We start from the raw sequence: 21,602 nt of genomic DNA, 5'->3' as shown, positions 1-21,602 counted from the left end.
CTACAGGGTATGTTAAAGCATACAGTTCTCTATGTCAACAGGAAACTTTTTTATCTGCTTTTCACTAATAATTCGACTGCTTCTTTTACGACTGCTTCCGTGCCTTCGCCTTTTTCAATGCTTTGGCGGACGCAAGACTCAAGGTTATCACTGACTACCACGCCGATTGTGCGGTCGACAGCACTTCTGATTGCGGAAAGCTGCATGACTACATCGCGGCATTCGCCTTCATTTTCAACCATTTTCAGCACGCCCCGCAATTGGCCTTCAATCCGTTTCAGCCGATTTTCAATGCGTTTATCGTATGCCATCTTTCGTTCCTCCTCGAAATAAATATAAGAGATGCGTTGTTTACACCCCTTATATTATACCCCTTAGGGTATGTTGTCAACCATTTGAATTTTGTTTTTTAGCAGCAGTCGATTCCGTACCTGTCTCTTCTATTAGATTACTGGATGCTGTTGTCGATTGCGTTGATCAATCGTTTTTCAATATCCTCAGCGATTGCTTGGACATCCTGATCTTCTACCATCGAAATCATCGCTGTCGGTTTTGGCATACCGATTTTCACGCTGCCGCCTTCTTCGTAGACCACAATCTTACAAGGCAGGAAATAGCCGATCATTAAGTTAGACGATAGCACTTTGTTCGCTTCTTTCGGGTTGCACACTTCGAGAATGGTATACGGCGTGCTGAAATCTTCACCTTTCTCCTGCAGTTTTGCCGTTAAGTCAAAATTCCATAAAACACCGAATTTCTCATCTTTCAGCTTTTCTTCTAAAGACTGAACTGCCTGGTCCATCGTTTTATCCGTTTCTACCGTGTAATTGAACATATAGCAGCACTCCTCCTCTAATTTGATCTTCCCCATTACCCTACCCGGTATAATTCAGCTTAAACATTCCACTCGTTTCTTCTATATAGAAAAGGACTGGATATTAGCCTGCAGCTCGAGTTCGACATTGCCTTTGATGGCTCGGCTGATCATGCAGGAAGACTCCGCTTTTTCAGCAAGCCGGTGGGCCAGTTCGATATCTTTTTCGGAGGCATCTGTTTTCAAGACCACTTGCGGGCGATGAATGATTTTTTTATAAGTGATCACGCCTTTTTCCACTTCAACGATTCCTTCTGATTGCATCGTCAGGGATTCTTTTTCCAAATTGCTGCGCTGCATCATTGCTGCCAGTGTAATGATGTAGCAAGTCGCGGCTGCTCCAAGCAGCATCTCATCCGGATTGGTGCCGACACCGGGGCCGTCCATTTCTGGCGGTATGGAAATCTGCGTCTTCAAATTCCCCGATTCGATTTCTCCGACATCATTGCGCAAACCCGGCCAATCCGCTTTTAAATGAAAACTGTGTAAAGCCATGCAGTTTCTCTCCTTTAATGGTAACGTCATTATATAGATAAAATCATTTCATCCGATTTCTTTATTATTTCAGTGCACATAGGCATTAAGCAAGCAAAAGGAGCTAACTAGAATGGATATTACACTAAGGCAAGCCCGGCCTGAGGATGGAACAGCGGCAGCTCCGCTCATCGTCAATGCCATCGGGGACATCGCCAATCATATGACGGCACAGCAAGAGCCGCAATTGGTGCTGGCCAAAATCAGCGATATGGTGCGCGGCAAGCACACACGCCACAGCCACCGCTTCACGTATATAGCGGAAGTCCAAGATGCTATTGCCGGTGTGCTGGTGCTTTACCATGGCAGCGAAGCGGAAGCGCTTGACCGCTTTTTGTACGATGAGCTAAGAAAAAGCGGTCATGATCGGACGATTGAAAAGGAAGCCCATCTCGATGAATGGTATATCGATACTGTATCGGTTGATGCCGCTTTCCAAGGAAGAGGCATAGGCACGGCATTATTGAGCCACGCTGAAAAAGTTGTTTCAGCCGAAGGAGGCGGGAAGCTGTCGCTGAATGTCGATACAGGAAAAGAAGCGGCCATCCGCCTCTACCAAAGGCTCGGCTATACGATTTCCGAACCGTGGACCATCATTGGAGAACCGTTTCACCATATGGTCAAAACCATACCTCCAGAAAAGGAGGGTCCCCAAAAGTAATTTAGGGCACCTCTTTGTGACGAAGCTAGCGCAGCGATGCAAGAGTCATAGTATTCCATTGGCCGACGTTAAAAAAGGGGCTGTCCACTAAGTCTGTTATTCGACTTGGTGGACAGCCCTTCTTTTTGTTCATTTGAATTTCATGTACAGATTTTCACGGCGGTCCGCGAACACGGGTATGCGTTTCCGGACTTCTTCCACTTCAGCCAAATCGATGCCGGCGTAGCCGATCCCTTCCTTCTTCTCCATATCCAGGCGGATTTCGCCCCATGGTGCGATCACCATTGAACTGCCGCCGAATTCGTTTTTCGGATCATTGCCGATGCGATTCACCGCAACGATAAAGCATTGGTTTTCGATGGCGCGCGCCTGCAGCAGAATGCGCCAATGGTCAATGCGGGCTTCCGGCCATTCCGCCGGCACGAAAATGACTTTCGCCCCGTTTAGCGCTTGCGCCCGTATCCATTCGGGGAAACGGATGTCGTAGCAGATGACGCCGCCGCAAACCGTTCCCTCAAGTTCGAACGTACCGAGGCCCGCTCCTTCTTCCAGATGGATATGCTCATCCATCAGCCCAAAACGGTGCGCTTTGTCATATTCCGATACCAGGTTGCCGTTTTTATCCACCACATACATCGTGTTGTAGAAGCCATCCTGTTTTTTAGTGGACACGGAGCCTCCCACGATATTGACGCCGTGCTGTTTCGCAAAATCCTGCAGAAATTTAAGCGTCCGTCCATCGCCATCCGCCAGCGTTTCCAATTCCGTCAACGCGTAGCCCGTATTCCACATTTCCGGCAGGACAATGGTTTCTGCCCCGTTTGCTGCAGCTTCTTTCAAATAAGCCTCCACCTTTTCAAAATTCACGTCAGGCTCCCCAAAAGCGATATCCATCTGTACGCACGCAATCTTCATTTCATTCTCCTCCAGTAGACAAGTTAAGTTAAACTCTATAAGATTTGGAATAGAAGTGCAATTATTTAGAAAATGAGGGACTATTATATGGAATTTTCAAACCGCCTGCAGCAATTGCCGGACCAATTTTTTTCAAAACTTGCATCCCGCACGAAACAAGCGATGCTGCAAGGGCGTGATATCATCAACCTCGGACAGGGCAACCCGGACCAGCCGACGCCTGCCCATATTGTCAAAGCAATGCAAGAGGCGGTTGCCGACCCGCAAAATCATCGGTATTCCCCATTCCGCGGCATTCCGGAAATGCATCAAGCCGCTGCGGCTTTCTATAAACGCGAATACGGCGTAGACATCGACCCTGACACAGAAGTTGCTGTGCTCGGCGGCACGAAGATCGGCCTTGTGGAACTGCCGCTCGCCTTGCTCAACCCCGGCGATTTGCTGCTGTTGCCGGATCCGGGATACCCGGATTATCTGTCGGGTGCCCCGCTTGCCGAAGCCCGATTTGAAACGATGCCGCTGAAAGCGGAAAACAATTTCCTGCCGGATTACGCAGAACTTTCACAGTCGGCCAAAGACCAAGCCAAATTGATGTACTTGAATTATCCGAACAACCCGACCGGAGCTGTCGCCGACGACCATTTTTTCAATGAAACCGTCGAATTCGCCAAGCATCATGGAATTGGCGTCGTCCACGATTTTGCATATGGAGCGGTTGGCTTTGACGGCGTAAGGCCTCCGAGCTTTTTGCAGGCAGCAGGCGCAAAAGAAATCGGCATTGAAATGTACACCTTGTCCAAAACCTATAATATGGCTGGCTGGCGCATCGGTTTTGCTGTCGGCAACGCCAAAATGATTGAGGCATTGAACATCATCCAAGATCATTTATTCGCTGGATTGTCGCCTGCCCTGCAACTTGCCGCTGCTGAAGCTCTGACCGCTAGCCAGCAATGCGTTGTAGAACTGAACAGCACATACGAAAGCCGCCGCAATGTTTTGAAGGCGGAATGCGAGCGCATCGGCTGGCATATTGAAGCGCCAAAAGGATCTTTCTTTGCCTGGCTGCCCGTGCCAGAAGGCTTAACAAGTATGGAATTTACGGATCTCCTGCTGGAAAAAGCGGATATTGCCGTAGCTGCAGGGAGCGGCTTCGGCGAAAGCGGAGAAGGCTATGTGCGGGTCGGCCTGCTCGTGGACGAAGCCCGCATCGTGGAAGCCATCCAGCGCATCGAGAAATTAGAATTGTTTAGCTGACAATAAGAATACAAAAAAGGAGAGCCTGCGCGGCTCTCCTTTTTGTATTCAGTCTGTTTCCAAGTTTACGGAGAATTTCATATCCCAATAAACATCAGAACTTTGCGGGTTGTCCTGCCGCACTTCCGCCGCGATGATGTTTTCACCATCCCTAAGGTTAGCCAATGCAGCTTCATCCAGTGTGATACGCGTTGATTTATTCTCCGGCGGGATATTTTCCCTGTCAAGATCGTTCAAATGGTCGTCATAGCCAACTTCCCCGTCCGCCATATTATAGCGTCCGATTTCTTCTCCATTCAGATAGATGATTGCTGCGTCATCCGCTTCCAGGTCAATGATGCCGTAATTGCCGATTGCTTCTGCATCATCGATATCAAACGATGTCCGGAAATAGGAAGTTGCGTATTTATCAAATTCATCTTCTCCGTAATCAATGACGGTCTGGATTTCACCGAAGGGCTCGCGTTCATCGCCTTCCGGATAACCAAGCGGCGAAGGACCTGATTCCCAGCCGTTATCATCAAAGTCAGGCTGCATCCAGTCGGATCCAGGATCGCTGCCATCGTCCAAATAAGTCCAGTCGGATTCCGCTTCCACTAAGCCCGTTTCAGCATGCTCAACAATTGACAGCAGGACCGTTTCGGTTGTCAGGTTTTGGCCATCAGCCGCTACTTCTGCCCATATTTCGACTTCTCCAGGCTCGGCGTTTTCCGTTATGCTGACATTCCCTGTCGGGGAAATCGAAACGGCGCCTTCCGGGTCTGTACGGTAAGTGATATTTTCTCCAAAAAGGTCATATTGCCCGCCTTCCGTATTGGTGCCGGCAACGTCTAGAACAACTTCCGGGTAGAAATCGGTCGGTTCGGTCGGCAAAATCCTCCCTGTCGCCGTCAGAACCGCATCGCTCAGCCCCGGAACGTCGACTTCAATGGAACTGTCTTTGACGATTTTATACGTATCAACCAGTTCCATCGTATCCGTCCGGTACGTGGTGAATTCCAGGCTCGTCGGCGTCACTGCAACATTCATGAATGTCGGCACTTCGAGCTGTTCTCTGACGGCTGAATAAGGCTCGGGATCTTCATTCATCAGGTAGAACTTGCTGCCGCTTGCCGAGTTGCCGGTCAGGTAAATCGTCCCTTCAGGATTGATGACCGCCCCATCTTCAATCATATGATTTTTCAGCGGCTTAAATCCTTTCATTTGATGCGACCTGACATACGAATGGTCATGGCCCATCAATACAGCGTCGAATTCAAGCCGGTCAATTGCCGGTACGAGCTGCTCTCGCAAGCCAAGGACATGGTCGCTCGTTGAATGCACGGCAGCACTGTAAATCGAATGGTGGAAAACGAGGAATTTCCATTTAAAGTCCTGGCCTGAAGTTGCTTCTATCGTTTCTTCCATGAACCGGACATGTTCTTCACCGTTTGTTTGGTTCGAATTCAGATTGACGAATAACGCATCTCCATAAGTGAAATAATAATTGCCGCCCGAACTATCGTAATTTCCCAGCTCTGCATTCTGATTCGGCACATTAAAATGGTATTCGTAGAAAATCGTATTATCGTGGTTGCCGATCGTTGTGGCTGTCGGCAAGCGCTTCAGCGCATCAGGTGCAAAATATGCTTCGTATTCTTCTTCAGAATTGCGGCTCTCAACTTGATCTCCAGCGGATTGAATAAAACTCGTCATCGGATACTTGTCCAAAGCCTTTTCCAAAGTTTCGTTCCAGCCTGCTATATCCGCTTTCAAATTTCCGGAAGCTCCGATTTGCGGATCACCCATCAACAGGAAATTATAGGAATCGGTTTCCCGAGTATGGAAGCTGTATGTCTCGCTCCAGTTGCCGTAGCCGTCGCCCACCCGGTAGATATATTCAGTAGAAGGCTCAAGACCGGATATAATCGCTTCGTTGGATGCGTATCCGGTGGAAGCGATATCCAAATGGGCCATACTCTTTTGGACAGCTGCCGCTTCAGTGCCGGCAGCGAAACGGCTTCCCGCTTTGGCATACTCGACAGCCCCAGGGTTGCGGGTGTCCGGAGAATACCACGAGAAGTTCATTTCTTGCTCATTGCGCCCTGGGGCGAAGGCAATCGAACTGACGAGGTAGCGCGATGCAGCGGGAAAGACAGTCGGTCCGCTCCGGTCGAGCAGCAGATAGAAACGGTCATATTGCTCTTTGTAGCTGCCCGAGAAATTCAACAGCTCTTTCGACAATTGAACGTTTCTTCCTTCGATTTCAGCGCTTTCCGCCAATGCCAGCGCATTTTTGGATTCGCCTTCTGCTGCTGCACTTTCCGCCCCCGGCAAGCATATGAAGCTTAATAGGGCTGCCGCTCCGATAAATTCAACAACTTTGGACTTCAAGGGAATCAGCCGCATTGTCTTCACTCCAATTCATTGATTTCTTTCATGCCTTCCGCAGCGAACTGCCTTCATGCCAACACTTCCAGCAACATTACATTTGTTAAAAATTGGATGAACAGCATTTAACAGACTCGTGACTTAAGAAGAATATTTTTAAAATATGAGAGAGCAGAAATACTCAAATCTTTATTGAATTAGAGACATATAACCTCTAATAAAATCCATATATTGGTATCTTTATTTCCAAAACCAAAATTCAACATTTATTAATTGACTTTTCAGACTTTTATTCTATCCTACACTGTTTATGGATAAAAAGAAACCTCTATCAATAGGAAATATGTACTTATTAGACGATATTCCATGCAAAAAGTTCGCCGTTTTGTCAATTTTCCAATAATTGTGACGATACTTTAACAACGGCGTCAGTTTTATCATTTAATTAATCAGCATTGGGACCAAAAGAAAAAGCCTGGCATCATACCAAGCTTCTTGAAAAAAGAAATTCTATTATCAATCATTTTATTTCATTCAATCGCACCCAGATTCTTAAAAGGCTCGAGGCGCAACTTCACCTCTCCAATGATTGCGTGGTCGAGCACGAATCCGATTTCCCTTGAATCCACACTGTTCAGCCGATTGTCGCCCAGCACGAAATATGCCCCGCCAGGCACCGTGAATTCCCCGAAATCCTCTGTCAGTTTTTCCAGCCCCTGCTCGCGGGCTAGATTGCGGTTTTCGTCCAGGTAAACTTCTTCTACAGGTGTGCCGTTCAGGATCAGCCGATCATCGGACATGCTGATTCTATCTCCCGGAATACCGATTACACGCTTGATGAAATTCCTGTCCCCAGGTGTTTTAAAAACAATGATGTCGAAGTTCTCGATATCGCTGAGTTTCACGATCAGGACTTTATCGGCTTCTTGGAAAGTAGGCATCATCGATGTGCCATGCACTTCTACAGGCTCGAAAAGAAATTGGCGAGCCAAGAGCACGATCAAGGCGGTGAACAAAAGGATTTTCATCCAGGCAATAAGTTCTCGAACTGCGCCTTCAGCCATCGCTTCTCCTCCGTTCTGCATAGTACATCTATTTTACTACAGCCAAAAGCGCTTGCACATTCGTTTTGCTATTCATTATCCGGATTGCTACAATTGTGTAAATATTAAAAATAGGAGGACTAATGCATGAAAACTTTGTCGACAAATCATGTCATCTACAGCTTTTCCCATTTGAACGAACCGGTCATGAAAGTACAGCCAGGCGATACGGTGGCCATCGAAACCTACGATTGTTTCCAAAACCAGCTGCAATCGGCCGAACAGGAAGTCGCAGCCATCGATTGGAATGAAATCAATCCCGCCACCGGACCGATTTTCATAGAAGGCGCAGCCATCGGCGATTTGCTGAAAGTGACCATCGATGAGCTTGAAATCGGCAGCCAGGGCGTAATGGTGACCGGTCCCGATTTAGGGGTCATGGGCCATCGCTTTGAAAAAATGGAATCGAAAATCATTCCGATAAAAGATGGCAAAGCGGTCTTCAATGACCAGCTGCACATCCCTTTGAATCCGATGATCGGCGTAATCGGTGTGGCACCGGACGGTCCGCCGATTTCCTGCGGCACTCCCGGAGCGCATGGCGGCAATATGGATACGAAATTGATCACAAAAGGCGCAACGCTCTACTTCCCGGTCTTTGCTGAAGGCGCACTGTTCGCATTGGGAGATTTCCATGCTGCCATGGGTGACGGCGAAGTCAGTGTCTCCGGCATTGAAGTGCCGGGACGCGCTACTGTTACATTTGACGTCATCAAAGGTTTGCATTCAAAATACCCGATTCTCCAAAACGACGACGGCCTCGCTCTTCTTGTATCCGCCATGACACTTGATGAGGCAGTCAAAATTGCGGTGGAGGAAATGATCGACCTGTTGCTTCCTCATACGGATTTGAGCGTCAGCGACATGACGATGTTGATGAGCGCCGCCGGCCAGGCCCAAATCAGCCAAGTCGTCGATCCGCTCGTGACGGTGCGCTTTTTCGTGCCTAATTACGTGCTTGAGTCGCTGGACATCAAATTATTCGCTTAATGTGTTTTATTTAGCCTTTTAGGGGGCTTGGCGGCGTCAGAATCGTCCGACTTTTGAGCCGCGCCGCTTTTTATGTTACACTCAAGAAAAACTTGTAGGTGATAAGAATGGTAGGAAGAAATGACCCATGCCCTTGCGGCAGCGGAAAGAAGTATAAAAAATGTCACGGGAAACAGCAAACGGTTTCCATCAATGACTTGGTAAACGACGAATTGTTCAAAGTACGCCAGCAATTTTTCTCGGACAACCCGAATCAGGAACAGCTTCCGGCGTTCCGTGAACTTCAGCAGCAATGGCAGCCTCGTTTGATGCAGTCAATGGCGGAAAACGATGCACAAGCTTTTGTCATCGAAAATTTCCTGTTCATGCAAAAGCCTGAACTTTGGGCAGACTTTTTAACAAAACAGATCGAAGCGGCTCAACGCCCGACGACGAAGGAAGTTCTTGAAAACTGGAAAGATGTAAAAGTGTTCCTGGGCCAATTTGTTGCCGGAAACGAAACGTCTGCACAATTTAAAGATGCTTTTACAGGCGAAGTCTTTAAAATGACTGACCAGCCTCCGACAGATATGCAAGACAATCAGGGATTATTGGCTATCTTGTTGCCGGATGCACGCATCGGCGAAGAAGGCGCATTGTTCTTGAATGGCTATTTGACGGTTGTCGGCGAATTCACTCCGTTCTTTGAGAAGTTGAAAGCGCAAATGGCTTCTGACAACGCTACGGACGGCCCAGCTTATCTGCGCGATAATTATTTAGCGGTCGTTGAGATGATCGTCAAATACTCGACGGGCTCAGTGGACGAGAGCGTTGAGCTCTCCCCTGAACACCAATCGGTCATGGACGAGCTTAATAAGCACGTAGAAGGGGCTGACTTCGATGCCGAAACAGTCGATAATGTGACGAGCATCCTGAACAGCTACCTTGTGAGCCAACAGCCGACTGTCCAAAAGCCAGAAGCACTTGTTGCCGGCTATTGGAGATTCCTGCAGGACCATGAGTTGATCAAAGGGCCAATGCTTGCGCCTAAAGACCTCAGCGAAAAATTCGGTGTTTCATCAAGCACGATCTTAAAACGCTCAAAAGAGTTCGGTTCTTATTTCGAAGAACTTTTAGCGAAAAACTAAACAGCAAAAAAGCGCGGCTTAGGCTGCGTTTTTTTGTAGAATTTTGCTGGCTTTTATTCGTTTTATGCACATTAATCCAGGCTTTTCTGTGTGCTATGGGGATAAAAACGGCTTTTTTCTTACCCCTTGCGACTTATCAACATGTTGATAAGTTTTTGCGGCTCATTGTTTTCCACAGAAAAAGGTTCCGGGCAGTCCCGGAACCTTTTTTATGACCTTGGCGTTTTTACACGCAATTTACGGTGCTCCCGGCGGGCAGGTGCACTTTCAAAAAATAACTTTTCCCCTGGCGACTCGGCTATCACTGCCGGGACCTGCGCGGGTTTGCCGTCATCTCCCATTGCAACCATCGTTAAAAACGATTCGGTTGTCAGCCGCTCTTCCCCAGTCTGCAAATTATGTGATTTCACACGCACGTAAACTTCCATTGACGTTCTGCCAGTAGATGTTACATTCGCTTCAAGCTCCAGTACATCCCCGACGTGTGCAGAAGACAGAAAGTCAACCGAGTCAATCGACGCCGTCACCACTTGTTTGCGGGAATGTTTCATAGCGGAAATTCCAGCAATCTCATCAATATAGGCAAGCACCTTGCCTCCGAAAATCGAATCCATGTGATTCGTATCCGGCGGCAATACCAATTTCGTCTGAATGGTACGTGATTCTTTCATCGGCCTTGCGTCCATTTTCAACATCCCTTCCTTTTGCTTGCTGTTTTTAACTACGCTTCCCTTCTATGATATATTACAAATAAGGGGGAGTAGCAATGACAGAATTATTGAGAATCTTGAACACACCTGAATTTCAATCCAAACACACATTGAAAGACCAATTGCGGGAAATTGGAATAAAAGCTGGCGACGCACTGATCGTCCATTCATCGCTGAAGTCAATGGGCTGGATCGCAGGAGGCCCACAGGCGGTCGTTGAGGCCTTAATGGAGACAATTACCACAAATGGCACCTTAGTGATGCCCGCGCAGTCTGCGGACAACTCAGACCCTTCTTATTGGATGGCCCCGCCCATCCCGGAAAATTGGCATCAGCCATTGCGTGATGAACTGCCAGCATACGATCCCCACCTGACGCCAATGCGCGGCATGGGCAAAATCGCAGAATGCCTGCATCGCCATCCGGATACCATCCGCAGTCCACATCCAGCCCACTCCTTTATCGCTTGGGGAAAAAATGCCGCCCATTGGATGAGCGAGCAGCCGATTGAAAATTCTTTCGGACCCGGTTCGCCGCTCGGTAAAATGATGGAAGCCGATGTGAAAATCGTACTCCTTGGCACCGGGTTTGATTCGTGCACCGCTTTGCATTACGCAGAGTTTGTCCAAGAAGACCGAACCACATCACCACAAGGCGCAGCCATCATGAAAGACGGCGAGCGGATCTGGCAGCCATTCGACTGTGTCGATATGGATTCTGAACGATTCCCAGAAATCGCCAAATCGTATCCAGGTCCGATTGAAACCGGCCAACTCGGCCAAGCTGAAGTCCGGATCGTTGCCATGCACCCGCTTGTCGAATTCGGCATCGAATGGCTGAAGGCCAATCCTGCGCCAAAAGAAGAAGAACCAGCATAAAAGCCCGTCCATTGGAGAGGGTTGCCCCTCCATTTAAAAATGGCGAGACAGCCTCATACAAGGACGGGCTTTTATGTATAAACGATTTCATCTAATAGATTTTCGAGGCGGACATTACTGGAATTGAACGAATCCACGAACGCATTGATGATTTCAGCAGGTTCGGCTATATTCTCCCAATCCAGCCGGTAACCGGCATTCAGGGCTAGCTGGCGAGCAAATTCCCGAACAGTCCGTCCATTGCCTTCACGGAAAGGGTGCAGGGCATTCAGTTCTGCTAAATAATGGGCAAGGCGCGGAACAAACTCGCTGCGCGGCAAGTTTTTCAAGTAGTTATCCTGTTTGAGTTCCGCAAAGATCCTGCGCAATTCCGCATCGATGAATTTCGGATGCGCGAAAGACGAAGACCCTTTCGAAATCATTTCTTTTCGCAATTCGCCGGCAAACGGATAGACATCCTGCAGAATGTAACGATGGATGTCGATAAAGGCTTCCATATCAACAGGATCCGCTGGTTGTTTGATGCGCAATTCCGATAGCCGGAACAGCGTATATACTTTTTCCAGCTCTTTCAGCTTTTCTTCATCCATCAAATTGAAAAGGTTGACCAGCACTTCCGACTCCGGGTAGCAATACATGGAGCTATGCTGGTATTTAGACATTGAATTTCGATTTGATGGCCCGGTGGAATTGAGCTTCCGTCCGTTCGCCTGTCAACACCGACCTCACAAACTTCTCATCCTCGTGTGTTACATCAAAACCTTCAGTCACTAGAGAATGGGAAGCATAGGAAATTGCATGGTTGGCTTGTTCATGGGAAACACGGTTAACTAATTTCGTCAATTTCATGACCACCTTTCGTCTCCCAATCATACCATTTTTCCGCCCTTTTTTCCAGCTTCAACCCCTATTCCATAAGGTTTTCAGCGGTTTTTTCGCACACAAAAACCGGATGCCGAGGCACCCGGTTTTCTTTATGCCTGCTGCTGCAGTTCTTTGGTTTCTTCCGCTGTAAAAGGCCGGGATCTCGTTAAGAAGCGTTTGCCTTCCACGCCTTCCAATGAAAACATGCCCCCGCGGCCATTCACAACATCAATGATCAGCTGCGTATGGCTCCAGTAGTCGAATTGGCTTTTATGCATATAGAATTTACTGCCGCCGATTTCGCCGAGCAGCACGTCCTGGTCGCCCAAAAACAAATCGCCTTCCGGATAACACATCGGTGCGCTGCCGTCACAGCAGCCTCCCGACTGGTGGAACATAACCGGCCCGTGTTTCTTTTTCAGCAATTCAATCAGCTCAAGCGCCGCTTCTGTTGCAATTACACGTTGGACCATCTTAATCCCTTCTTTCTTGATCAAAAGAACCCTTGTTTGTCATCGCTATAGCTGACAAGCATATTTTTCGTCTGCTGGTAATGGTCAAGCATCATTTTGTGGTTTTCACGGCCGACGCCGGACATTTTGTAGCCGCCGAATGCTGCATGTGCAGGGTATTGGTGGTAGCAGTTTGTCCAAACACGCCCAGCTTGGATGCCGCGTCCGAAACGGTAAGCCGTATTCGTGTCGCGCGTCCAGATGCCCGCTCCCAATCCGTATAACGTATCGTTAGCGATTTCAAGCGCTTCTTCTTTTGTTTTGAATGTCGTAACCGAAACAACCGGCCCGAAAATCTCTTCTTGGAACACGCGCATCTTGTTATGTCCTTTAAAGACAGTCGGCTTGATGTAATAGCCTTCTGCCAAATCGCCTTCAAGCACATTGCGGTCTCCGCCAATCAATACTTCAGCGCCTTCTTGCTTACCGATATCCAGGTAAGACATGATTTTTTCCATTTGTTCCTGTGAAGCTTGTGCGCCCATCATTGTTTCTGGGTCAAGCGGATTGCCGATTTTGATTGCAGCCACGCGTTTCAAAGCGCGCTCCATGAATTCATCATAAATATCTTCATGGATCAGAACGCGTGAAGGACATGTACATACTTCGCCTTGGTTCAAAGCGAACATGACAAAACCTTCAATTGCTTTGTCCAGGAATGCATCGTCTTCATCCATGATGTCTTTGAAGAAGATATTCGGTGATTTCCCTCCAAGCTCCAATGTTACCGGAATCAGGTTTTGTGATGCATATTGCATGATCATGCGGCCCGTTGTCGTTTCACCCGTAAATGCCACTTTTGCAACTCGCGGGCTTGATGCAAGCGGTTTGCCTGCTTCTAATCCAAAGCCGTTGACAATGTTCAAGACGCCTGGCGGAATCAGATCGCCTACCAATTCAGCCCAGACAAGAATGCTTGCAGGAGTCTGTTCAGCAGGTTTCAAGACGACGCAGTTTCCAGCTGCAAGTGCTGGAGCAAGTTTCCAGACTGCCATCAGCAACGGGAAATTCCAAGGAATGATCTGGCCCACGACGCCCAGCGGCTCATGGAAATGATAAGCTACTGTATCTTCGTCTATTTGGCTGATCGAACCTTCTTGCGCACGGATAACGCCGGCGAAATAGCGGAAATGGTCAATCGCTAAAGGAATGTCGGCATTCAAGGTTTCACGGACAGCTTTTCCGTTATCCCATGTTTCCGAGACTGCCAATAATTCCAGGTTTTCTTCCATGCGGTCTGCAATTTTCAATAACATATTCGAGCGGACAGTAGTTGACGTTTTGCCCCACGCTTCTTTAGCTGCATGAGCAGCGTCAAGTGCAGCTTCCACGTCTTCAGCTGTCGAACGCGCTACTTCTGTGAATTTTTTGCCGTTTACTGGAGAAACATTATCAAAATATTGGCCTTTTACTGGTGCGCGCCACTCTCCATTTATATAGTTTTCGTACCTTTCCTTGAAAGAGTGTTTTGCACCTTGTGTGTTCGGCATCGCATATTCCATTACCATTCTGTTTCCTCCCTTTTCTCTTTTATGCCCTGACTTGTATACGCTTACATTCTTCTTAAAAAAGAATGCTGCTCAACAAGAAACAGCTTCCCTTCTATATTGTCAAAAAAATTAGATAATTGCAAGTCTTATGGATAAATTATAGGCAGCATTTCACATCGTTTTGTTTATTCGGCGTGAAGGGTATACTATTTACATAAAAAGAAATAAGCAATGAAGGGATTTTATGTATGCGAATCAATAAGTTTTTAAGTGAAACGGGCATCACCTCGCGCCGCGGCGCCGATAAATTCATCGAAGCCGGCCGCGTCACCATCAACGGCCAGCCGGCGGAGCTTGGCAGCAAAGTCGGGCCGCACGACGAAGTCCAGGTAGACGGCAAAGTCATTGAACAGCCGCAAGAAGAATACGTCTACATCGCCCTCAACAAACCCGTAGGCATCACGAGCACGACCGAGCGCCACATAGAAGGCAATATCGTGGATTTCGTCAACCATCCTTCCCGCATCTTCCATGTCGGAAGGCTCGACAAAGATTCTGAAGGTTTGATCCTGCTGACGAACGACGGCGACATCGTCAACGAGATTCTGCGCGCAGAGAATGAGCACGAAAAAGAGTACATCGTCAAAGTGGATATGCCGGTGACCGAATCCTTCTTGAAGAAGATGTCGGAAGGCGTTGAAATCCTCGATACAAAAACATTGCCGGCCAAAGCCGAGAAGATTTCGAAATTCACATTCCGCCTGACGATTCGGCAAGGACTGAACCGCCAGATCCGCCGCATGTGCCAAGCGCTCGGCTATGAAGTCCGCGATTTGAAGCGGGTGCGCATCATGAACATTCATCTGGGCGGCTTAGCCACAGGCGAATGGCGGAATCTGACGGATGAAGAACGCAATGAACTGTTCCACGAACTCGATTACAAACCGAAACGATAGGAGACAGATACATGCTGACATTACAGAACACCCCTAACCACGCAGGCGTTAAGATCAGCGGCGATTATTTCGACCTTGAGGAATTGAACAAAGCGATCTACCATGTAATCGGCGATGAAAAGAAATACCATAATTATAACGGTTCCCGGACCCGTATTCTTGGCATTTCCCATGCAATCCGCCAAGCCGCGCTTGGTGAACGCAATGTGGAAACTGTTTATAATGGTTTGACGGAACATGCAAAAAAACAAAAGAGCTTTATATCCCCTGACAAAAATATTTATTTCTCCACAGAAGTGCTGTGGCCTGAAATTTTATACGCAGCGGTTGCACTAAAAGACTTTGTCCGCCTGCACCGCGAAGAATCCGCATTCCCCGACTGGGAGCCTGAAGTACATGTCATCACCCATTTCCAGTCGCTTGTGCTGGATTGCCTTCACGGACAAGTGCCGGAAGAGGAATACCAGATCATCATGAAGACATTCAGCCAGGCTCCTTCTGTCGGCGACTATGCTATCCAATACATCGATTTCCTTAATCTGAAATATATCGATATGCCAAAACAGCAGCGTGAAAGTGCGCTGTCTTCTGTCGCGATGAAAATTGCTGTGCAAGACAACGATTACACCGCATTCCGCCAGCAGGTGCTGGCAGCGGCAAATCCCGCAAAAAAAGGCATACATGAAATTTACTTTAAAGCTGATTATCCCGACGAAATCGATTGGTGACAAGAAAAGCGGAAGTGCCCGTTTAGCCCCGACAAGCGCTGGAAGCCTGGCCGGTAATGGCGCTCTTTGCCATTGCTGGTCAGGCTGAAGCGACTCGAGGGGCTGGGCACTGCAGCTGGACAACATGAAAAGCGGGAGCGCCAGTGTGAATTCACACTGGCGCCCCCGCTTTTCTCAACGCTTAATTTGAAGCACCATGAAATCGCTGACTTCTTCCGCCCGCAAGCTATGCCTTTCCCCTGGAGCCATATGAAGCAGATTATGCTGCGATACTTCGACTTCCCTGCCTTCTACCGTAAAAATCACTTTCCCTCTTTTCACAATGATGAGAACGTCCGCATCCACTTCATGCTCCGCAACGGTCTGACCGATCTGCAGCTGCATATTCACCACATTGGTGTCATTAAAACTCAGCACTTTTTCGATATGCTTATGTGTCTCGTTCAGATAATAAGGTGTATCTATCAATTCCATGCCGGTACCCTCCTTTTACACCAATTAGTTCGACACAAAAACCCGAATTCCTCTGCTAAAGGAATTCGGGTTTGCGTTCTTTCTTATTCAACCAATTGGATAAACTGTTTTGTCCGTTCATTCTGAGGGTTCTCAAAGAACGTTTTCGGATCTGCAGATTCGATAATGACGCCTTTGTCGAGCATGATGACACGATCTGCTACTTCTTTGGCAAACTTCATTTCATGCGTGACCACAACCATCGTCATGCCTTCTTCAGCAAGTTGCTTCATTACTTGAAGAACTTCGCCGACCAGTTCAGGGTCAAGTGCTGATGTCGGTTCATCAAACAGCAGCACTTTCGGTTCCATCGCAAGTGCACGTGCAATCGCTACCCGCTGTTTTTGGCCGCCGGACAACTTGCTCGGATAAACATCCGCCTTGTCGCCGAGGCCTACTTTCTCAAGCAGCGCTAAGCCTAATTGCTTCGCTTTTGCCTTATCCATTTTCTTTACGATAATGGGTGCTTCAATCACATTTTCCAAAACCGTCTTATGCGGAAACAGATTGAAATGCTGGAAAACCATTCCGACTTCTGCCCGGATGTCCGGCAATTTATCTTTTTTTGGATCGATGGTGTGCCCGTCAATCGTAATCATCCCGCTGTTCATTTCTTCTAAAAAGTTGAAGCAGCGCAGAAGCGTACTTTTACCTGATCCGCTGACCCCCACAAGAACTACCACTTCCTGGGGCTTTACATGCAGATCAATGCCTTTCAGCACTTCCAAATCACCAAAAGATTTATGGATGTTTTCGCCAATAATCATGATCTTAACCCCCTCACACTTTGTCGACATCCAGCCTGTTTTCATACCATCTGACGATGTATGTGAAAATCATGACCAGGACTAAATAATAGAAACCTACAACGATGAATGTTTCAAACTGTTTGAAAGAACTTGCTGCTGCCCGGTTTGCCACCGAGAAGAGCTCTGCTACCCCGATCATCCAGACCAGGGAAGAATCCTTCAAAGTGATGATAAACTGATTGCCAAGCGGCGGAATAGAACGGCGCAGCGCCTGCGGGAAAACAATTCTCCGCATCAACTGATTGTTCGTCATGCCGAGTGCCCGGCTCGCTTCTGTCTGTCCGCGGTCAATCCCTTGGATCGCTCCACGGAAAATCTCAGCGATGTATGCACCGTTATGGACTCCAAGAGCCAGCGCTCCTGCCCAGAAATTATCCAAAACTACGATTTGCGTAATCCCGAAATACAGGAACATGATCTGCACCAGTAAAGGCGTCCCTCGGATAACTGTAATATATATATTTGCGATGCCTTGCAAAATTTTGGATTTCGATATTTTCATCAATGCAAAGGCTATACCCAAAATTGTTCCGAGAACAACTGAAATGGCTGTCAATTGGAGCGTGATGATGACGGCATCCAAAAATCCCGGATAAGTGGTTATAAAGATATCAAATATTGTTCGAATGCTCTCCATGGCAATTCTCCTCTCCGTTTAGCGCAGAATTTCGATTCCTTCTGTATCCACTTCGAGGAGGTTAGTACCGAACCATTTGTCCGAAATTTCCGCGTAAGTGCCGTCTTCAACAATAGCAGCCAACGCTCTATTGATTTCTTCTAAAAGAGCTTCGTCTTCCGGACGCACGGCAATCGCCGCTTCTTCGATCCACAGGTTTTCGCCAATGTCCTTGATTTCAAGACCGGCTTTCTGTGCTTCAAATCCGACAACGTCAGAAGTGATGACCGCGTCAACACGTCCTGGCACCAATTCCTGCAAAGCGACAACGTCACTATTGTAGTACTGGATATCATCAGTAAACTCTTTTGCAGCCGGCTCGTAAGTCGTTTGTGCTACAATCCCGATTTTCTTGCCTTCCAAGTCTGCTGGTTCCTTGATTTCCGTGTTGTCTTCAGCAACCCAGATTTTCCCGCCTGACAAATAGTACGGATCTGAGAACGCTACTGTTTTCGCGCGTTCGTCTGTAATGGCCATCGAACCTAGTACTGCATCATACTTTTTGCCGATTAGGCCTTGGATGATGGTTTCGAACGGATTTGTTACCGGATTGTGTTCCAATCCCATCTCTTCTGCCAAAGCTGCACCAATTTCAATATCAAAACCTGTTTGTTTTCCGCCTTCTTCATAGTTGAACGGTTTATAAAGTCCGCTGGCTGCAGTTGTGAACTTGCCCTCTTCCAGCAAGCCCAGCTCGTTTCCTCCGCCTTCAGTGCTTGATCCTCCCGAACCGGCTGAGTCTTCTGAACCTCCACAAGCTGCCATAAGCATCCCTGCTGATAGAATTACACCTAAAAATGATAATTTCTTTTTCATATTGTTCTCCCCTTTTCGTTTATTATGATTGACCAAAGCGCCTGGGCGTTTCGGGACTTGCCAGTAGGTTGAGCGTTCTTTTTATAAAAATATGTCTTTCTCTTTGTATACTGCTTCGACCTTTATCAAATTCCCTTTTACCTTGGCATGCTCCTTTACGTAAACGAAGCGCATGATGGAAGTCAGCAAAGCGTGGACAGCCGTGTAGGAATCGATGTTCAAATTGGAATTCAATGCGACTGGCAGTAGGATATTCGCATATTCCCCTGCAGGCGAATCACTGGAATCTGTCAGCACAATCACTTGTGCACTCCGCTTTTTCGCTGTACTTAGCGTATCAATCAGTGCCCGCGTATACCGAGGAAATGCAAATGCAATCACAATGTCGCCTTCTTCGATCTTCGCCAGCTGGCTGTAATATCGCCCTTCGGAAGAAACAATCATTTCCGTGTGGCCCAGCGTCATGTCCAGCCAGCCCGAAAACCAATGCGCCAGCCCGAAATCGAAAAAATTGCTGGTGACGTAAATGTGTTTTGCGGAACTGATCATATCGACTACTTGAAGCAGCTTTTCTTCATCAATGGATTGTTTGAGTTTGACGATGCTTAAAATATCCGCATCCAGCAAATTCTCCAAAAAAGATTGATCCGCTTCAGGTTCAAGCATTTCCTGCTCTGCCTGCACCAGCCTTTCTTCCGCTAATTTCCGCTGAATCACCTGCTGAAATTCAGCATATCCTTTGTAGCCAAGCTTCTGCGTCCAGCGAATCACCGTTGACTCGCTGACGTTCACCCGTCGCCCTACTTCAAGAGCAGATGAAAATGCCAGGAAAATGGGTTCTTGCACAAATAAATCCCCCACTTTTTTTTGGCCAGAGCTGAAATCTTTATATGCCCCCGAAACTTTACGCAGTATTTCCTGCACGCCTACCGCCTCCAACACAAGAACTTACTCAAATACCTATAAAAAGTATACTACCTTGCAGGGAACCCTGCAATACTTTACTGAATATTAGCGGAAGACTTTCATTTATATTTATTCTAAAATTACGTATTTTACTCAATTTATGGCGTTTTTTATGCATTAATTATGTATTTTTTAAGCAGGCGCCGTATGGAGCGAACTGGAAATACAGCTTTTTAGAAGCGGTTTTATGAAATCCATTTTAAAAATGGGTTTTTTTTATGCAGGAAATACTTCAGCCGACTATTTTCTGGAGAAAATCCCACGCCAGGCTAAATTGTAAACTTAAATTTTTCAAGTCTATTGATTTTAAAGGATTTCTCTTAGAGGACCCGAATTAGGAAAAGAAAGCAATGAGCGGAAAACGCCAGGACATGAAATAAAACATAAGTATTGTATAATAATTGTATAATATTAGTATCGGAGTGGTTGAATGTGAAATGGCAAGATCGGATTTTCTGGCTGTTTATCGTGTGGTACAGCATCGGAATTGTTTTATTGAGTTTTGATTTATTGCCTTGGTGGCTGGAATGGGCAAATGCATTTTTCCTGATGCTTGCCGGAACACTCGGCTTCCTTTATTTTTATCATCTGTTCGGAAAAACAGCCGGCATTTCGTTGGGCATTTTCATTTTCCTGTTTACGTTTATCGTTGAAGGGGCTGGCGCAGGTACAGATTTCCTTTTTGGCTCGTACGACTATACAAAAAGCTTCGCGCCCAATCTATTTGGGGTGCCGATTGCTATCGGCTTCGCCTGGCTGATGGTCATGGCGACTACCCACGTCCTTGCAAGCTGGATAATACCTTCCGGGGGGCTTTTATACGCTGTTGTCGGTGCGATAGGTGCTGTCATCATCGATTTGATCATCGACCCTGTCGCTTTTCTGCTGAAGGAATATTGGATTTGGCAAGATACCGGCATTTATTACGGCATCCCGTGGACCAATTTCACTGGTTGGTTTACCGTCGCTTTCGTCCTCCATTTGCTCATTGACTGGCTGATGAAACGGCAGGGCATCCAAACCCGCTCTTCCATTCTTGAAAAACGGATGGCTCTCTTATACATATTGATTACCGCTATGTTCGTGCTGCTTGGCGCATTGGGCGGTTTGTGGCTTGCGGCATTGCTGACCACCACCCTTGCAGCCGGATTCACAGCATTGGCATGGAGAAGGAGACGCGTATGATTCCCGCGAAAAAAATTTATTTATTCGATAAGGGATTTGAATTGTATTTGAATCCGCTGCTTCGTCGATCTTTTTCGGGTCTTCTCGGCCGCGGCATACTAAAGCCGCCGTCAAATCCTGTAATCTTCATCGCCAACCACAGCTCCTGGTGGGATGGGCTCTTATTCTTTTTCCTGAACCGTACTGTATGGAAGCATGACATCCACATGATGATGGACGAAAAAGGATTGGTTCAATACAGCTTTTTCCGTTTTCTCGGCGCATTTTCCATTAATCGTGCAAAACCGAAAGATATACTCGCTTCGCTGCAATACGCAGAAAAGCTGCTGAATAGCGGAAAAACAGTTGTGCTATTTCCGCAAGGCGATGAATTCCATCAAGAAAAGCGGCCGCTCGGCTTTAGTGCCGGCATCACCTATTTGATGGAACGCTGTCCGGACATTCCGGTAGTCCCGCTCAGTTTCTATTATTCGTTCCGCCATGCCCAAAAGCCGGAAGTGTGGATGTTGCAGGGAGCTGCGTTCCGTTTAACTGATCTTTCCAGCACCAGCCGAAAAAATCAGACTGTTGAAATCGAACAGCTTTCCACCCAGCAGCTCGATGAGTTAAAGCATTTTGCAGTGGCGGAAGATACGGCCGCATTCGTAGACTTATTAAAAAGGAGGAAATAG

General features: G+C 47.4%; 25 protein-coding genes. 9 read left to right on the top strand and 16 right to left on the bottom strand.

From position 1 onward, the window contains the following. Positions 1–50: 50 nt before the first annotated feature. The 3 genes from QMA09_RS00215 to QMA09_RS00205 all read right to left on the bottom strand — a co-directional run bounded on the left by QMA09_RS00215 (position 51) and on the right by QMA09_RS00205 (position 1,369). Positions 51–311, bottom strand: coding sequence for a metal-sensitive transcriptional regulator (locus tag QMA09_RS00215; protein WP_290211592.1), 261 nt, complete (start codon positions 309–311; stop codon positions 51–53). 137 nt (positions 312–448) lie between these two features. After that, complete coding sequence (locus QMA09_RS00210) at positions 449–835, bottom strand: DUF302 domain-containing protein (RefSeq protein WP_135505745.1); 387 nt, start codon at positions 833–835, stop codon at positions 449–451. An 81-nt stretch (positions 836–916) separates the two neighbouring features. Continuing rightward, positions 917–1,369: an OsmC family protein gene (locus tag QMA09_RS00205; RefSeq protein ID WP_290211591.1), complete on the bottom strand. Its 453-nt coding sequence runs from the start codon at positions 1,367–1,369 to the stop codon at positions 917–919. Positions 1,370–1,481: 112 nt separating this feature from the next. On the opposite strand from QMA09_RS00205, the gene QMA09_RS00200 reads away from it, so the two are divergent. Continuing rightward, positions 1,482–2,069, top strand: coding sequence for a GNAT family N-acetyltransferase (locus tag QMA09_RS00200; protein WP_290211590.1), 588 nt, complete (start codon positions 1,482–1,484; stop codon positions 2,067–2,069). 129 nt (positions 2,070–2,198) lie between these two features. Here the strand turns inward: QMA09_RS00200 and QMA09_RS00195 are convergent, their stop codons facing one another. Further along, positions 2,199–2,984: a carbon-nitrogen family hydrolase gene (locus QMA09_RS00195; RefSeq protein WP_290211589.1), complete on the bottom strand. Its 786-nt coding sequence runs from the start codon at positions 2,982–2,984 to the stop codon at positions 2,199–2,201. A gap of 87 nt (positions 2,985–3,071) precedes the next feature. Between QMA09_RS00195 and QMA09_RS00190 the strand changes: the two genes are divergently transcribed. Further along, complete coding sequence (locus QMA09_RS00190) at positions 3,072–4,238, top strand: pyridoxal phosphate-dependent aminotransferase (RefSeq protein ID WP_290211588.1); 1,167 nt, start codon at positions 3,072–3,074, stop codon at positions 4,236–4,238. Positions 4,239–4,286: 48 nt separating this feature from the next. Here the strand turns inward: QMA09_RS00190 and QMA09_RS00185 are convergent, their stop codons facing one another. Both QMA09_RS00185 and lepB read right to left on the bottom strand, forming a co-directional pair. Beyond that, complete coding sequence (locus QMA09_RS00185; protein ID WP_290211587.1) at positions 4,287–6,626, bottom strand: purple acid phosphatase family protein; 2,340 nt, start codon at positions 6,624–6,626, stop codon at positions 4,287–4,289. Positions 6,627–7,138: 512 nt separating this feature from the next. Beyond that, a complete protein-coding gene (gene lepB, locus QMA09_RS00180) occupies positions 7,139–7,672 on the bottom strand; it encodes a signal peptidase I (protein ID WP_290211586.1) in 534 nt (177 codons plus the stop codon). A gap of 126 nt (positions 7,673–7,798) precedes the next feature. Here lepB and QMA09_RS00175 point away from each other — a divergent pair, with 126 nt between their 5' ends. Both QMA09_RS00175 and QMA09_RS00170 read left to right on the top strand, forming a co-directional pair. Then, positions 7,799–8,701 carry an acetamidase/formamidase family protein gene (locus QMA09_RS00175; protein WP_290211585.1) on the top strand — a complete coding sequence of 301 codons (903 nt, stop codon included), beginning with the start codon at positions 7,799–7,801 and terminating at the stop codon, positions 8,699–8,701. A 107-nt stretch (positions 8,702–8,808) separates the two neighbouring features. Further along, a complete protein-coding gene (locus tag QMA09_RS00170; protein ID WP_135501453.1) occupies positions 8,809–9,828 on the top strand; it encodes an SEC-C metal-binding domain-containing protein in 1,020 nt (339 codons plus the stop codon). A gap of 209 nt (positions 9,829–10,037) precedes the next feature. On the opposite strand, the gene QMA09_RS00165 is transcribed toward QMA09_RS00170, so the two are convergent. Further along, a complete protein-coding gene (locus tag QMA09_RS00165) occupies positions 10,038–10,514 on the bottom strand; it encodes an acyl-CoA thioesterase (protein ID WP_290211728.1) in 477 nt (158 codons plus the stop codon). A gap of 80 nt (positions 10,515–10,594) precedes the next feature. Here QMA09_RS00165 and QMA09_RS00160 point away from each other — a divergent pair, with 80 nt between their 5' ends. Then, positions 10,595–11,416: an AAC(3) family N-acetyltransferase gene (locus QMA09_RS00160; RefSeq protein WP_290211584.1), complete on the top strand. Its 822-nt coding sequence runs from the start codon at positions 10,595–10,597 to the stop codon at positions 11,414–11,416. A 71-nt stretch (positions 11,417–11,487) separates the two neighbouring features. Here the strand turns inward: QMA09_RS00160 and QMA09_RS00155 are convergent, their stop codons facing one another. The 4 genes from QMA09_RS00155 to adh all read right to left on the bottom strand — a co-directional run bounded on the left by QMA09_RS00155 (position 11,488) and on the right by adh (position 14,294). Further along, positions 11,488–12,078: a Fic/DOC family protein gene (locus tag QMA09_RS00155; RefSeq protein WP_290211583.1), complete on the bottom strand. Its 591-nt coding sequence runs from the start codon at positions 12,076–12,078 to the stop codon at positions 11,488–11,490. After that, positions 12,071–12,265, bottom strand: a complete 195-nt coding sequence (locus QMA09_RS00150) for a hypothetical protein (RefSeq protein WP_290211727.1) — start codon at positions 12,263–12,265, stop codon at positions 12,071–12,073. Before QMA09_RS00150 ends, QMA09_RS00155 begins: the two co-directional genes overlap by 8 nt. A gap of 125 nt (positions 12,266–12,390) precedes the next feature. Next, complete coding sequence (locus QMA09_RS00145; protein WP_135501461.1) at positions 12,391–12,753, bottom strand: DUF779 domain-containing protein; 363 nt, start codon at positions 12,751–12,753, stop codon at positions 12,391–12,393. A gap of 20 nt (positions 12,754–12,773) precedes the next feature. Next, a complete protein-coding gene (gene adh, locus QMA09_RS00140) occupies positions 12,774–14,294 on the bottom strand; it encodes an aldehyde dehydrogenase (protein WP_290211726.1) in 1,521 nt (506 codons plus the stop codon). 236 nt (positions 14,295–14,530) lie between these two features. On the opposite strand from adh, the gene rluF reads away from it, so the two are divergent. Further along, the gene (gene rluF, locus QMA09_RS00135) at positions 14,531–15,238 is read left to right on the top strand and encodes a 23S rRNA pseudouridine(2604) synthase RluF (RefSeq protein ID WP_290211582.1); all 708 of its coding nucleotides are present in this window, start codon (positions 14,531–14,533) and stop codon (positions 15,236–15,238) included. Positions 15,239–15,249: 11 nt separating this feature from the next. Further along, complete coding sequence (locus QMA09_RS00130; protein ID WP_290211581.1) at positions 15,250–15,966, top strand: DUF6904 family protein; 717 nt, start codon at positions 15,250–15,252, stop codon at positions 15,964–15,966. A gap of 174 nt (positions 15,967–16,140) precedes the next feature. Here QMA09_RS00130 and QMA09_RS00125 read toward each other — a convergent pair whose 3' ends face one another. The 5 genes from QMA09_RS00125 to QMA09_RS00105 form a co-directional block, all read right to left on the bottom strand. Continuing rightward, positions 16,141–16,440, bottom strand: a complete 300-nt coding sequence (locus QMA09_RS00125) for an AraC family ligand binding domain-containing protein (protein ID WP_135501467.1) — start codon at positions 16,438–16,440, stop codon at positions 16,141–16,143. Between the two features lie 83 nt (positions 16,441–16,523). Then, positions 16,524–17,246, bottom strand: coding sequence for an amino acid ABC transporter ATP-binding protein (locus QMA09_RS00120; protein WP_290211580.1), 723 nt, complete (start codon positions 17,244–17,246; stop codon positions 16,524–16,526). Positions 17,247–17,259: 13 nt separating this feature from the next. Next, positions 17,260–17,925 (bottom strand): amino acid ABC transporter permease, encoded by a 666-nt coding sequence (locus tag QMA09_RS00115; RefSeq protein WP_290211579.1) that lies wholly within the window; start codon positions 17,923–17,925, stop codon positions 17,260–17,262. Between the two features lie 18 nt (positions 17,926–17,943). Beyond that, the gene (locus tag QMA09_RS00110) at positions 17,944–18,780 is read right to left on the bottom strand and encodes a transporter substrate-binding domain-containing protein (protein ID WP_290211578.1); all 837 of its coding nucleotides are present in this window, start codon (positions 18,778–18,780) and stop codon (positions 17,944–17,946) included. 81 nt (positions 18,781–18,861) lie between these two features. Next, positions 18,862–19,704 (bottom strand): MurR/RpiR family transcriptional regulator, encoded by an 843-nt coding sequence (locus QMA09_RS00105; RefSeq protein WP_290211577.1) that lies wholly within the window; start codon positions 19,702–19,704, stop codon positions 18,862–18,864. Between the two features lie 474 nt (positions 19,705–20,178). Between QMA09_RS00105 and QMA09_RS00100 the strand changes: the two genes are divergently transcribed. Then, a complete protein-coding gene (locus QMA09_RS00100) occupies positions 20,179–20,931 on the top strand; it encodes a carotenoid biosynthesis protein (RefSeq protein ID WP_290211576.1) in 753 nt (250 codons plus the stop codon). After that, on the top strand, positions 20,928–21,602 hold the full coding sequence (locus tag QMA09_RS00095) for a lysophospholipid acyltransferase family protein (RefSeq protein WP_290211575.1): 675 nt from the start codon (positions 20,928–20,930) through the stop codon (positions 21,600–21,602). Before QMA09_RS00100 ends, QMA09_RS00095 begins: the two co-directional genes overlap by 4 nt.

It is taken from the genome of Planococcus sp. APC 3906 (assembly GCF_030407685.1).
GTDB lineage: Bacteria > Bacillota > Bacilli > Bacillales_A > Planococcaceae > Planococcus > Planococcus koreensis.
This window is presented reverse-complemented; position numbering and strand designations above follow the sequence as displayed.